The 13,907-nt window shown below is 47.4% G+C and carries 11 protein-coding genes; 1 reads left to right on the forward strand and 10 read right to left on the reverse strand.

Annotated elements, in window-relative coordinates; translation table 11 throughout:
- Positions 1-11: 11 nt before the first annotated feature.
- The 10 genes from IPH10_10170 to dcm form a co-directional block, all read right to left on the reverse strand.
- On the reverse strand, positions 12-2,018 hold the full coding sequence (locus tag IPH10_10170) for a hypothetical protein (protein MBK6911280.1): 2,007 nt from the start codon (positions 2,016-2,018) through the stop codon (positions 12-14).
- Positions 2,019-2,282: 264 nt separating this feature from the next.
- The gene (locus tag IPH10_10175) at positions 2,283-3,227 is read right to left on the reverse strand and encodes a hypothetical protein (protein MBK6911281.1); all 945 of its coding nucleotides are present in this window, start codon (positions 3,225-3,227) and stop codon (positions 2,283-2,285) included.
- 10 nt (positions 3,228-3,237) lie between these two features.
- Positions 3,238-4,413: a DUF3696 domain-containing protein gene (locus tag IPH10_10180; GenBank protein ID MBK6911282.1), complete on the reverse strand. Its 1,176-nt coding sequence runs from the start codon at positions 4,411-4,413 to the stop codon at positions 3,238-3,240.
- On the reverse strand, positions 4,397-5,500 hold the full coding sequence (locus tag IPH10_10185) for a DUF262 domain-containing protein (GenBank protein MBK6911283.1): 1,104 nt from the start codon (positions 5,498-5,500) through the stop codon (positions 4,397-4,399). The genes IPH10_10180 and IPH10_10185 overlap by 17 nt, the downstream gene beginning before the upstream one ends.
- A gap of 53 nt (positions 5,501-5,553) precedes the next feature.
- Positions 5,554-5,742 carry a hypothetical protein gene (locus IPH10_10190; GenBank protein MBK6911284.1) on the reverse strand — a complete coding sequence of 63 codons (189 nt, stop codon included), beginning with the start codon at positions 5,740-5,742 and terminating at the stop codon, positions 5,554-5,556.
- A 269-nt stretch (positions 5,743-6,011) separates the two neighbouring features.
- Complete coding sequence (gene vsr / locus IPH10_10195) at positions 6,012-6,407, reverse strand: DNA mismatch endonuclease Vsr (GenBank protein MBK6911285.1); 396 nt, start codon at positions 6,405-6,407, stop codon at positions 6,012-6,014.
- Positions 6,408-6,440: 33 nt separating this feature from the next.
- Positions 6,441-7,004 (reverse strand): hypothetical protein, encoded by a 564-nt coding sequence (locus IPH10_10200; GenBank protein ID MBK6911286.1) that lies wholly within the window; start codon positions 7,002-7,004, stop codon positions 6,441-6,443.
- Complete coding sequence (locus IPH10_10205) at positions 7,004-8,635, reverse strand: DEAD/DEAH box helicase family protein (protein MBK6911287.1); 1,632 nt, start codon at positions 8,633-8,635, stop codon at positions 7,004-7,006. The genes IPH10_10200 and IPH10_10205 overlap by 1 nt, the downstream gene beginning before the upstream one ends.
- A 20-nt stretch (positions 8,636-8,655) precedes the next feature.
- The gene (locus IPH10_10210) at positions 8,656-11,004 is read right to left on the reverse strand and encodes an ATP-binding protein (protein MBK6911288.1); all 2,349 of its coding nucleotides are present in this window, start codon (positions 11,002-11,004) and stop codon (positions 8,656-8,658) included.
- A 31-nt stretch (positions 11,005-11,035) separates the two neighbouring features.
- A complete protein-coding gene (gene dcm / locus IPH10_10215) occupies positions 11,036-11,986 on the reverse strand; it encodes a DNA (cytosine-5-)-methyltransferase (protein MBK6911289.1) in 951 nt (316 codons plus the stop codon).
- Between the two features lie 1,154 nt (positions 11,987-13,140).
- Between dcm and IPH10_10220 the strand changes: the two genes are divergently transcribed.
- Positions 13,141-13,575, forward strand: coding sequence for a hypothetical protein (locus IPH10_10220; GenBank protein MBK6911290.1), 435 nt, complete (start codon positions 13,141-13,143; stop codon positions 13,573-13,575).
- Positions 13,576-13,907 lie beyond the last annotated feature (332 nt).

Raw genomic sequence — 13,907 nt, forward strand, 5'->3', positions numbered from 1 at the left:
TCGCCATTCCGTCATTCACTAGTTTGCTCCACACGGTAGAACCCGTGACGTTGCTTCTTTGCGATCGTGTTCAGGTCGCGCCGCGTTGAAGACTCGGAGACTTGTTGCCCCAACTCCTCTTGAACTGCCTTGAGCACTTGGGGCACAGTCACATCCTGTCCACCAAAACGACGGATGATAAAGTCCTGGCGGTCCTTGACCTTTGTTTGAACAGGCGCGTGGTTCCAGGTTTCTGGTACTTCAAAGTCCTCTATAGTTCGCAGAAAATCCATTTTTGCCTTAACATATCGAAAAGCTTCGTCAACATCCTCTTTAACAGCCACAGATCGAGCATCTGCACGGGCAATTGCGAATATCAGTTTGTGAATGCTATTGGCGAGACGGGTCTGATAATCACCCAATAGATTGCGATGCGACAAGTGTCCCCGATTCACTTCAAGCAACTCCTCCTGCTTGGATCGGATGTAATCCTCCACTAAATTCGCTGGAATCGTAACTTCATCGTGCTTCGTTCGCAGATAGGCAATCAACACCTGAAGTTGCCTAGCCGCCGAAGACAACTGCCGCTTGTTTGGAAACCTCGTCGTCTTAGGAGTCCCTGAGTGCATCTGCAATGCAATTCCCATTTGTCGCCCGGTATCTCGTGGGATGTTTACGATAAAATCGAAGCGCGTCAGGACATTCATGGAAACTCCCAAGTCTGAAAGTCTCTCCTGCGGTGATGCGAGAGCCTCGGCATCAGCCAAGCTGACGTCACTCTGCTTGTTCATGTCTATATGGATTGAAGTAAGCGCGTGATGTTCTTTGTTCGCTGCCGTTGAATCCACGACTCGTCCGTCCTCCATCACCATGGAGAAAACGCCCATTATTTCGGTCTTTCGTTCCACGTGATGAAAATCTTGTACCACAAAGGTCCCGCGATGCGCCATTGGAATGTAACCGGGGTCTGAAGTCCACCCGCCATCCCGCTTCACGGCCTTGCCCGCAATTCCAGCCACAGTGATCTTTCCTGGGTGAGCTTCTTTGCAAACAGGGTTCAAGATATGTGCAGCCTCTGTTAGTAGCTTCTTGCCCACAGCAGGAGAGCCGATGATCAGTGAATGTAGTTTGTGTGAGAGCGAACGTCGTGCATCGTAGCCATCTGAAAGAGCCTGTAGTACCATGAATGAAAGACTACGATCAAGTGTCTCCGCGTCTTCAAGTCCCTTGATGCCGATAATCTCGATCAGATTCTCCCTTACATGGTTCATTATTGCGCCTGATTGACCCGACAACTCGTCTACCAGTGCGGCAGCTTCAGCAATTTCATTTCGTGTTGCGCGAACCATCTGTAGCGGGTTTTCCGATGGGGCGATATCGATTAAGTAAAACTTGTAGATAGGAATCAAGGATGTAGACTTAGGAGGTTTGGCTGGGAGTATTGTGCCGCAGAAGTCGAACAGATGAAAGCCAGCAAACATGGATTGAACTCGGTCCAACAACTCGGGATCTGCTATATCACAGGTGCAAAGCTCATCGCCGAGATCATCTGCGAGTTCGACATCGATTGTATCAAGATTGCCGGCACAATCATACCGAGGCGTCACGTCTGACATGCTACGAATTACGCCACGGATTCGAATGGGTCGACCAATGTTGCGGCGACGGCAGATCTCCATAATGTTTGCGTAGTCAACGGACGTCCAATCGAAGCCACTCAATTTGCGCAGGGACTCGACCATCTCTTCAACGACCTCATACACCCAACGCTCTACATCTTCTTCGTCATCAGGAGACGAATCTGGTTCGCCTAAGTCTTCACTCTCTCCATCTTCATCGTTGAGACGTTCCTCATCCTCACCGATACCTTCTATGTTCTCATCGCGACCCTCTTCAGAGTCGTCTTCAACCTCAATTTCAGATGAATCTAAAGCGAATTCAAGCGGGACTTTGACCTTGTCTACCAGCCAAATTGCAAAGTTACTCAACGTTTGCCCAATCAACGCAAGCTCGGTGCTTGAGAGTATTCTGCCTTTCAAGAGTACTGTCCTTTCGTGCAAGTAATTTTCTTTAATTGGTCTGGCCCCATTCTCCGTACCAGCTGCAGGACTATAGTCGCTTCCGGTGCCGGCGGCTTGTAGCCATTGAGCTGTGCGGCCTTACCGTGTTGTAATACACCAGGCAAGGTACTTACACCTTGGCTCTAAGCCGTGGTTGCCTTTATCCTTTTGTGCCAAATGCGCTTATGGAAACAGACAACCGACAATAGGCATAAGTGCCTTTTGTAATCCGACATTGCGCGACTAGCCCTTTGTTATCTTGGGACCGACATATACGACATAAACTGGGGCCTCAAAAGTAATAGGCCATGAGAAATGCAGACGAAACTGAGGCGACTTCGTTTTTCCGTGCCAAGGGCAAAACAGCGTGCTATCAGAATCTTGCGGATGTCGAAATGTCATTTGTTGTCTGAATTCTTGCTTTTCTGAGTCCGACGAGTCAGAAAACCAGTGCTTCTCACCACCAAAATGATTCGCGATTATCCGATGACCATCGGCAGTACGAGTACCATTCTCGTCAAAGCAAGACTTAAGACGTTCCAAAACATGAAGGATACTCAGAATGCGCCCTGCAGCTCCTGGTACAAAAGGATGTCTTGCCAGAGGCTCAAAGGCATCGCTGGAAAATGAAAGTAAAGCGTACCGAGATTTACAGTAGTCTTCGAGTTGCTCCCATGACGCTGGCGGCGCAGATACTGTATGTAGTAACGCTTGGATGCACGCTATTTCCCAATAATTGTCAACATTGATTATCTCGATTTCATGACTATCACGAATCCATTCAACTGTGACTGGAGTGAAAAGCCAACCAGAAGGCGCAATACTCACTAGAGCGCGTTCAATGCCGCGGTGACAGCAGAATGCTGATTCACCAACGGCTGTATCCGTGACAACGTCGTCTTTGCACGCCAAATATTCGCCTGAATCATGAAGCCGCGAGTCCTCCCAAAACGGCCCCTGAATTCTCATCCACTGTAAGATAGCTCGGGCCTCGTCCTTGTCAAAAGCTTGTATTGCCTGAAAGAGTGTCAGTGATGGGGTGGCCTGTGAACACGCCAAGTTATGATGACATAACAATTCAACACCAAAGCGCTTCGCCAACCGTCTAACGGCCATTAAACTGTCTATCGCTTCTTTTAAATCGGAGGTGCTACTAAACTGGCCGTGGATCGAGCAATCGTTAAGCATAAGATCCACATTAATCTCCCCATCCTGCAAAGTAATTCAAGTCTTTGTCGAATTGGTCAAAGAATCCTTTGGGCCATGTGTCAATATTCCCTCGGCTGTCTAAAATTGGAGTAACAACCTGAGCTTCTTTCTCGAAATCTGAGCGGAAAAAGTGAATCAATACCTTTTCTTCATCAAGTCGTCTAGCCTTAACGGACCGTCGTATTCCATTTAGTACGTGGTCAGAATGGGTTTCAATGATTACTTGCACACCCGATCTCGTGACATCGCCTAAGAACTGACCCATGAGTGCTTGACCAGCTGGATGGAGATGCACCTCTGGGTTCTCAATAAGAATAATGTGATCTTTGCCTGCCGATAGCGCAGCCACAACGATTGGAAAGATCTGCGTCAGTCCAAAGCCTACGTGAATTGGACGATGGAAATCAGTTTCTGCAGAAGTACGAAATCCAATTGTGACAGCGTTGGCGTTCTGAACCTTGCTTAACACGAATTCACATCCTGGGAAGAATTGTCCCATCCTTGCTTCAACTTGCCGTAACCGTGTATTGACAGTTCCCGGCAAAACGAGTTCATCGTTGACTTTTTCGTCCCTGCCCCAATATAAAACGCTTGCGGTATGTTCTCCAGTGGTACCTACAACCGTCGCCGCTTGACGATCCTCCAGTTGGTACACATCACGTGGACCTATTCGCTCAGCGGTTATGTATGTAAGGTCTCGTAGGCGGGCAGCGAGCGAATCCGTAACGTTAGTGGTTTCAGGAGGCAAAAGAAATCGAAGTGTCTTAGGTGATTGGTAAACTGTGCCGCCTATCTCAACGCTCGTTACTTCAACGGACATATCGGATCGGTCAACGCTATCGCTGCTATTTTCATCCTGAGCGGAGTTTCTACCGAATGTCCATAGATAAGAATGTTCATCGTCTAACAATCCCAATTCAAACGAGAACCTACCGTGGACTTTGTCAATCACATCGGCGACAGTTCCCAATTGGATGGAGGACCCGTTGAGCAAAAGACGCTTCGACCATTCATGTTCACGGATCGTTTGATTTAGCAACACCAATGCTTGCAGCACAGTCGACTTACCTGATGCGTTGGGGCCCGCGAGTAAAGTCAATGGACCAAGTGGCAACCGCATGCCCTCAAAACACTTGAAATGCTTTAGGTCAATTCGCGTTAACATCTAGAGCCTCCTTGAACTTTACATCAGCTCGTGAAAACCGCTCTTTAACCTTCTGCGTTGAATTTGTTCCTGAAGTGATTGCATCCATAAACGTATCATCGTTCATCAGTTCAAAAAAGGCAGTTCGCAATTTCCCCGCCCTGGTTTCAACCTGATCTCTACTGTATTTGCACAGTCCAGTCGACATCACGTCCCATAGCGCTGCATTCAAAACCGATCTATCTCGTTGCGCATCAGTATGCTTTCTGAATGCATGCTTTCCAAACACGATGAGGTTATTTTCTAAACCAATCTGTAGCGCGTTGGACAATTCGTTCAAATCTGTCGATGTCATGCCATTCATCTTTCTCAATGCCATGGCTAGGAATTCATCGATATCTCCGCGATATTCTTCGGGTTGAAGTAGTTGAAACGCACTGAATCGGTTCACAAACTCTCGATCTCGCATTGTGGCCGCCTTTAGACTATGTCCTGTCGCATCTGCAAACAAGGAAGTGGCGGCTTCTTCTTTCAAGAATCGAGTCGCCTTACCCATGAACAGACAATTCCGCATCTGTTGACGCGTCAAAGGCACCCCGCCATTAACCCTCTCAAATATGTCCAGCCGAGCTCTCTCTGGAACCTTTACGTCAATCACATACAAGATCAAATTGCAGTCTTCAACACGATTCTGCATTTTTGGCAATAGCTCACCGAAGGTTCTTTTGTTGAGTTGCTCTTGGTCCGGAAGTCTTAGCCTGAGTGAATTAGCCACAAACCTCTGAAATGTCGTTAAGCGTTGAAGTCCATCGACGACTACCATACGCCCTTGTTCATCTTCCGCTAGGTAGAAAACCGGTAATGGAATTCGCATAAGTACTGACTCAATCAATTTGCTCTGCTTATCCGGATCCCAAATAAAGTCGCGTTGAAAATCAGGATCCATTATGAACGAGCCCTGTTCTATTCTACGCAACACTTCGTGTACAGTACGGGTTTCATGGCGGATAAGAACAGTGTCTATTGGGTAATCGCCCCAGGAAGACCCGTCATTAACACCAAGCCCTTCAATTTCTTCCGCTTCAGTGTCAGTGGGAATAATGCTCATGTTGCCTTACTCAATCTCCTGGTTAGGAATCTAGTAACATTCGAGATGACAATTCATTGCAGCTCGCCGGATCGTTTCTCCACTTCGGATAGTATATCATCAAAGCTCTTCTCTGCAGCGTCTGCTACAGCTTGAATACACATGTCACGAACGGCATCTGCCATGATGTTTCCATTGTCAGACCATTCAAGCGTCAAAGCACTTATCATGGAGTAGATGAGTTTCTCTTCGTGTACGGTCATTTTGATCCTCTATGCAAAGTGGATGTATCTTCCAAGATAATCTTGATAAGTGCTGATCGGGAGACTGGGGCATTTGATAGCAAACGGTTCGAGCCGAAACTAAGATAAGTTACCGTTGTACAAAGATTCGGCATTAGGCCAGACATCCCGCGAATATTGCTTTCAGATCTTGCTGTTCAGGTTACAATTATTGCTCAGAGCCCTTCTTCGTTCATCTGGAAACACATTGCGCGAGTCAACAATGTCTCCTAAGGGGTGGCAATCGGCACTTATGCCTCAAAGAGCCTGCATAATCTTCGAATGGTCCGGGGGCTCTTCAACTGGCATTCACGTATTCGAATCACTTGCCAACCTTGCTTTCTTAACAGGGCGTTGACCCGACGATCATGTCTAACATTGTACTCCAGCTTCTTGTTCCAGAAAGTTTCATTGCTTTTGGGAGCACGTCGGCAAATGTTGCATCCATGCCAAAAGCAACCATCAACAAATAACGCAATTCTCAATTTCGGCCAAACAAAGTCGGGTGTTCCGACAATACCAACGTGCCGACGCCATCCAGAAAACCTGTGTGAGCGCAAAATGGACACCATTGCCATCTCAGTCGAACGATTGCCCCGAGATTTTATTGATGCCATCACTCTTGATCGACTCTGGGAAATAATCACTTCGCTCGCTTTGCCTTACGCGCATCTAATCATTCAAACCCATAGTCCCTTGATATCGGCAAGCGCAAGAGCCTGGTTGACTAGGCGTTTATCAGAGCTATTGACAACATGGTTTGTGTCCACAATTACTAGAAGCAAATTTAATTGTGTTCGCATTTCAATGAGACCTTGCTTACCTGCGACAAACAATAACAGTTTTCTAAGTCCAGTTTCCCATTTTAGGTGTCGTGTTCGTGCCGCCACTACGTACTCCCCTGTTGACAACCGATGCAATGAAATGCCCGTTTGAGAATCAAACTCGATTTCGTTTGATTCTACCTCGTACGCGAGCTTGATATGGCTGTCAATTTCTTTTGGCAAAGTCCGGCGGACTTTGGCATATCGATTAAGTATGGCGTCTTTGATATAGGTCTTGACCTTTGCTGACGGCATAAAAGTATTTAGTCGACCGCCTATGTCAGCATTATGAATCAAAGACTCCATAAACTGCCCGTTCTCTGTGCGGTCCTTTTCCAAGTATCCATGTTCGTCGGCCTTCTTGAAGACGAGGTCACTGATATGCTGTCTGATTTCAATTGGAATTAGGATTCGTGACATTATACTGGGAACGACAAAATGTGTGACTCGTCTCGGTCGTCGAGACCTGCGACATCTTCTAGCCATCGAGTTACAAAAGGGAGGAACTCTGGGTTCCTGAATCGTACAATTCCCTGGGGGAAATAGACTGATTGATACTTAGATCCGGCTTGCCTCGCCTCCCTGTCCATGTCAAGGGCAGCAGCAATGCGCCGAATGTCGGTCACGAAATCGAGGACAATCACTTTATCCTTGCCTGGCGCAATTCTCAATCCCCGCCCCAGTTGTTGTACAAATATTCGACGAGAGTGAGTGCCACGGAGAAAGACTAGGATATTTACCGCAGGTACGTCAATCCCTTCATTGAGCACATCAACAGCGGTTACTGCTTGAATCCTTCCTGAAGCGAATTCCATCAGTGTCCTATTTCGGCCAATTCTGTCCAGTCCGGACAATTGTTTGCACTCGATCTTCGATCTTCCGCACAAAAGAGAAGCGAAGCGACGGCAATGTTCCACTGAAGCACAGAATATTAAAATATGCGGCGCGGCGACCTCAGAACACTCGTCCACTATCCTCTCTATTACTGCCTCATCTCGTTGTGGGATGAACAGCTGAGTATTGAGGTCTTTGATTGACAGCTGTCCTTTTGTGAGTCGTCCAACAGTTTCCCAATCAACTGTATCAGTGTAGATCCGATAGTCAACTTCGGCAAGGTATCCCATCTTCATACCATCAACTAAGGATACGGCGCCGACAGAACTCCCAAACACTTCACCAATACTTGCACCATCACCTCGCCAAGGTGTTGCGGTCATACCCAGGAGGTACTTCGGTCGAAGATGCTTGATACACCTTCTGAATCCATGGGCAAGAGCGTGGTGAGCTTCGTCAACAATCAGTATGTCAAAATCGTGCTGCTCGATTCCACTTAAGTAGCTTACAAATGTCTGATACAGTCCAAAATTCACGCCATCAAAAGGTTTAGGTGGTTCCCCATCGTAAAACAATCGCGTAGCTGTGTCACTACCTAACTGTGTCCAAAAGTTCTGTTCCAATTGCGCCGCCAGCTCCTGCGAATGGCACAGCACCAAGGCGGAAGAAAGCCCTGATTCTCTTAGGCGAGCGACTAGTTCTGCAGCAATAACCGTTTTGCCCAATCCGGTTGCAACAATGAAATATCCCTTCTGACCTCCAGCCCCGTATTGCTCTAGACATTTGCTGAGTATGTCACTCTGGTATTCTCTAAGCTTTCGCTTCTCTTGGCTTTCTAGTGGCCACTGCTCTATCAGTTTCTTCAGCGAAAGGCCATTCCAGAGCTCAATGAGGAACCCAGCTGCGCGAAGTTCTTCCCTACGCTTTCTTGCTGACCGCGTAAAATCACCATTAGTAGCGACTATTCCAACATCCCCGCGATATGCAGACATTGCAGAGATAACTTCTTCCAATGCTACAGGTCCAACATAATTATCCCCTGTGACAGCCTTTACCTGCACAACATAAATATGGCGTTTCCCTGCGATTTCGCGCACTGCAAGTACGTCAGCGCCACCATCGCCCGAAGCACCGACAATCCTCACATCCTTCCATCCACAATGTGACATCAAGCGCCCAACTGACCTTTCTAAACCGAACCAGTCGGTACCTTTCATGAGTTCAGCACTTAGGAAAGTCATGTCCCAATCTCTTGCCTTAGGAATCTTAAGCTGTGCTCGCATCTCTGAAGTTCTTCCTTTAACCGTTGGTCAGAGAACGGAAGTTTATTCTCGCTTATTGACCATAGTGCATCTTTCAAATATGAGAGTATGCGGTCTTTGGAAATGCTACGAAGCCTTTCAGTTGATTTGCTATCAGGCAATTCAATAATGCTGTAAGCGGACTTAAAGAACTTCCCGTCAAAGAATTCTTCTGGAAAGCGGTCCACTAGGCGAACAAGTGTTCTGGATGGGACGCTGATGATTGCATCAATACAACCGGGGGACCTCGACTGAAATTTCGAAACTAACTGCGTGTTGATAATTAGTCCCGGCATTGTATCTTCAACTTCCCCCGCTGACTCAAACACAAAATCGATGACCTCTTGTTCTCGAAGTTGCAATAACTCGATGGCAGAATCGCGTAGTCGATCGAATAGCGTTCGCGCTTCATCCTGAATCCGCTGGTACTCAATCCGGACATTCGAGAAATTGCTTTCAAACAACCCAGCGAAGATTGCAACAATATCCTCCTGTCGATTTCGAATCTTGAATCTGTCCGCTAGATAAAACAACAGAAGTTCGCGAAAACTTATCGGATAGTGGAGCAGAAACTGGTGCTTGGGATCAAAGAAGAAATCACAATTAATGCTTTCTTGAAAGAACTTGACAGCTATTTCCTGTCCTTCAACTCCAATACGTCCTTTAGTGACTTCCCAAACTGTAACTGAGAATGCTGGCCCGCCCTTTTCATAGGAGTATTCTGACGAGTACGTCTCTATCTTTCTTGAACGACTCTTCAGCTCCTCGAAAGGAGTGAGAGTGGTCGGTGCCTCCACTAGTCGCAGAGTACCCGATGCGGGTCCCAACAGCGGTGCTTCTGGAACATACTTCGCGATGTCTTCGTCAGAACTTGCTCCGTGGTCGACCATCGGCGCCTTCTTCGCCCCTTTATCAGCTGACGTTCTATCTGCCTCAATCGCAGCCTGCCACCATTTACCGTCAGTGCGAAAGTCTTGATCGCCTTCCCGATACTTAATCGCCCACTTCCTGGCAAGATCATTTGGAGCTGCGAGGCATCTAGTCCCTGCGTCACAACGCTGGTACGCATTAATGAGACGCGCCAAAGCAGATGTGTTTTCTGCCGTGTATTCGAGAGTCTTCCGCATTGTTGGTAGGGCTGGGCCGGCGCCGCGTAAGACCATGACCATTTCTTCCCATGATGCATCCGTTCTATCAAAGTCAGTCTTTTGGTATGTCGGCGGTATATGGTCGACGTGAATTTCACCGACGATTCGCCCCCCGACAGTCGTGCCGAGTTCCTTAGGGTACTCAAGATGTGTTCTGCCGGTCATTGGATTACGAAAGCCAAACAGAGAAGTATCGCCGATCAGTATTTTCCTTCCATTGCGAATAAAATCAATGCCGAAGTCTTCTGGCTCGGCGTATCTTTGAATTCCGAGCCAGCCATGTATTCTTCTCTCGCGTTGGACTATTCCCTTGGGAAGCGCTCCTTTCTCGCGATGGAAAGTCTTGTACTCGTTTTCTTCAGATTCCGTAACATATCTGTTTCGGTCTGTGTCAAACAGTGCGATCCCCAGATTTTCATCGATTTCTATCACAGCTGGTACTGGTTCTCCCTTGTGGGTAACGTATCGATCAGTACCCCAAACGCAGTGTTGAATACGTTGCAAACGGGTGCCCTGGACCAGCACTTCGATATCTGTAGTGTTCAAAATTGGAGAATATATTGTCTCAAGCTGACGTTTAATTTCTCGACCCCGATTTCGAAGTTCATTGAACAGACCTGGTTTGAGTTTCGACACTCGAACAAGCGTTCCGTGCTCAGATTTCAATTGTTTTGGTAATCGAATTACCGGAGCGTCGTATGTACCACGCCCAATAAGATGATCGAAGTCGATTTCGACCCCAACCCATTCCGATGTACCTTCTTCAGATGACATCACAAGTGTCTTCTCGCCAAGTCGAGCTGTCGCGATGTTGAATCCCATCCCGAAAAGACCCAGAAATGAAATGGGGTCATTCGTCGAGTATCCTGCCGCACCGCACTTCTGGAGCACATCCAAACTCATTCCGGGCCCAGTGTCTTTGACTTCCAGGGCTCTATCGCCTTCTGCGACATTGTCACGAGACCATGAGACAATAATTCGTTTGTCGTCATCAGGTCGTGCCAGATCCCAAGGTTTGCCTAGACTATCCATCGAATTGTCTACCAATTCTGCAATACACTGCCAAGCTGCAAACGGAATTTCGCCAAGCGTTCTAAGAATGCGTGGGTTTGGGGTTATGTTAACATGTTCTGTCATGAGCGGGATGACCTCGTGAGTATCTTCGATCTTATCGATTCTTATGAATGCTATCCAGATATCGCTTCACAGTTTGAGCTACACGGTACGCTAGAACTGGTGGGACGGCGTTCCCAATTTGCATTATGTTAGAAGTTGCGGAATGCTCGAACACGAAGCTATCCGGAAAAGTCTGTAGTCGAGCACACTCGCGCACTGTTAAGCGCCGAGGAAGCACATAATGGAATTGGATTCTCGACTTCGCATTTGCCCGCACAGTGTATCCTGGTAGGTCTCTTCGGCTTTTTTCATCGCCTTGCCCATTACCGCGTTTTGCGGTCGAGGCCAAAAAGTATTGACTCTGATTTGGAATTGATTCATCTGTGATTTTTTCTAGATCGCGAATCGCCCACTCAATGGAATTCGGCGAGTCAGCATGAGACGATAGTGGTTGCGCAGGAAAGCCTGGTAGGTCTTCCCGTACTGCTACGATAAAAAGTCTTTTCCGAGTCTGCGGCACTCCAAAGTCGGCAGCATTTAGAGACCACACCTCCACGCGATAGCCAACTTGCCTAATAGCTTCAAGAATCGTCTTCAGCACGGTCCCACCATGCATTTTTGCAAGGTGACGAACATTCTCCGCAATCATGGTCATCGGCTGATGGTGACTAAGATAATCGACCATTACCTCGTAGAGACGGCCTCTGCTAGAACGCAATCCTCTTTTGGGGCCACAAGACGAGAAGTCTTGACATGGGAACCCCCCTATCAGAATGTCAGCAGGCGGAATTTCCGAAGGATTTGTTGTTGCAAGGTCTTTCATCAGAATATGGTCGCCAATCATGTTTGCGTAGGTATGCACAGATTTTTGATCGTTGTCAAATGCACCAACTATGTCAAAGGGCAACCGACGAAACCGTTCTCCTTTGTATTCGAAACCGCCAATGAAGCCTAGATCAAGCCCGCCGCAACCCGAAAAAAGGGACGTGATTGTGTACCGCATTGGAAGTTTGCTTGTGGTCGGTCTCTTTGTCATTCGTGAAATTGACGGAGTTGGATTGGGTCGTTGTACTCGTGGCGAGACGAACTGAACTGGCCTGGCCGTTTAAGTAGTCAGGCTTGTCATATCCATTTGGATTCGACACGACCTGAGTCAAGGCGAATCCCCCTGTGGCACTGGAAATTCCTCAGAATCCGCGCTTTGTAAGCGGGGTTATGCGTGTCGAAATGTAGATGGCTGGCAAACCTCAGGTAGGGTGTTGCACAATGAACATATTTCTGCTGGCTTTTGCAAGCAAAACCATAAGCGAAATCACTTCGAAATCTGGCGAGAACAGAATGTTACAACAGGGTAATTGCATCACAGCGTTGTTGTCGCCATAACTTCGGGCGGCACACAAGTTTTAACCTGGTGACTCGTCGGGATGTCGCGTTTCTAACGTGGGAATAATTCTGTTGCGACGAATTCTAATCCGTGCCGAATTTGTGGGTGATTTGCAATCAAAGGGTAGTTAACGAAACCTTTGGCCGTGGGATATTCACGACTAGTAATTCCAAGCCCAGTTCCAAGCTGCGTTTCTCTTAATCTTGAAAAGTCCAACCAGTGGCCTTCAGCTGTGCGTTTATAATTTTGCGCGCTTTCTACTCTGGTGTGGAACTGCGTCGGGAGTTTGGTGAAAAATACTCTGGGGCGGATTGCGTAGGATGGACCGTAACTCCTCAATCTACAAATACATTGGTGCTAATTCAATAGTTCACGGCATGTTGGTGAAGTCTGTGGTGGTATGTAAGACCCGCTGGGGCCTTCAGCTAACAAAGGTACTCTGCCAGAGCGTCGAATTCGGTCGTACCGGACGGGTAATCCTGAAATTCGAGTTCGTAATCCGAACACGCATAAGCCACCTGGATGGCCTGTTAATTAAGAACTTAACTTACTTTTTGGGCCGTAGAGTACAGTTTCCCCCGTAACTCCATAAAAAACAGCCTCTCGAAATTCGCCCACTTTACGAAGTCGCCGCCCATCGGCAGATCAATAGTAGATCGCCAGAAGTCGCCCTGTTTTTCAGAGGTGAAGGTTCCTTGTCAGCTGCTAATCGGTCTAGAATCTGGCATAAGAAGGGGTAAGCAACCCCTAACCCTTAGGCCAAAGGAAAAACCATGGAAGAGGAACAGACCGAAGTCACTGATGAAGTTACCTACGAAATCGACAATGGCGCAAATGTCGCTCGATTTTTCGCCTACGAGATCGAAATGGATGAAGAAGGGCTTATCTTTGATGATGACGAGAATCTGCTCGGCGCCGTCGTGCATTTCGAGTCCTATCCGGACAACGAAACCCTGACGACGATATTCGAAGACCTGCTGGTGAGCGCCGTGATGCATACGCAGGATGTCGATGAAGACGATGCCGCAGCGTTGATCGAAAGCTGTGATGATGAAGATGATTATCCGGATGAGCTGGACGTGTCAAGCACATTCAGCTTACTTTTCACAGTGAACGGACATCGCGGGCTTTATCGTACGCTTCTGGATTCAAATGACTATTGGACCGGACACAGTTCCGGTGTTCGCGGCGACCGCTGGGATATTTAGTCCTGGAATTTCCCGGGTATTTTGCCCGGGATTTTTTTAGCTATGGTTTTCATCGATGTTGATGTGTTCGAAACCAGAAATGACGGGAAATTCTGCTTGCTTTGCTCGTTTTTGCATGTAAAACCGAACCAAATCGCCGTCATCCTTTGTCATATTTTATCTTTTTTCATCTATTTTTGGGAATCCACTTAAAACACCCTTGACAAATCTTGTTTTGGCTGTATATTATCTCTAGACGCGGGGATAATTGGCCACCAAGAATAACATGATATGAAAATTCCGATGATGATCAACACCAAAGAACATCAGAATTCCAAAATGGCATTTACCAT

The organism is bacterium (genome assembly GCA_016702305.1).
Taxonomy (GTDB): Bacteria; Electryoneota; RPQS01; order RPQS01; family RPQS01; genus JABWCQ01.

Bases quoted from the DNA above. Each gene is read 5' to 3' on its own strand.
- IPH10_10175 (MBK6911281.1), bottom strand. From the start codon at position 3,227: ATGCTTAACGATTGCTCGATCCACGGCCAGTTTAGTAGCACCTCCGAT.
- IPH10_10180 (MBK6911282.1), bottom strand. From the start codon at position 4,413: ATGTTAACGCGAATTGACCTAAAGCATTTCAAGTGTTTTGAGGGCATG.
- IPH10_10185 (MBK6911283.1), bottom strand. From the start codon at position 5,500: ATGAGCATTATTCCCACTGACACTGAAGCGGAAGAAATTGAAGGGCTT.
- IPH10_10190 (MBK6911284.1), bottom strand. From the start codon at position 5,742: ATGACCGTACACGAAGAGAAACTCATCTACTCCATGATAAGTGCTTTG.
- IPH10_10200 (MBK6911286.1), bottom strand. From the start codon at position 7,004: ATGTCACGAATCCTAATTCCAATTGAAATCAGACAGCATATCAGTGAC.
- IPH10_10205 (MBK6911287.1), bottom strand. From the start codon at position 8,635: ATGAAAGGTACCGACTGGTTCGGTTTAGAAAGGTCAGTTGGGCGCTTG.
- IPH10_10210 (MBK6911288.1), bottom strand. From the start codon at position 11,004: ATGACAGAACATGTTAACATAACCCCAAACCCACGCATTCTTAGAACG.
- dcm (MBK6911289.1), bottom strand. From the start codon at position 11,986: ATGCGGTACACAATCACGTCCCTTTTTTCGGGTTGCGGCGGGCTTGAT.
- IPH10_10220 (MBK6911290.1), top strand. From the start codon at position 13,141: ATGGAAGAGGAACAGACCGAAGTCACTGATGAAGTTACCTACGAAATC.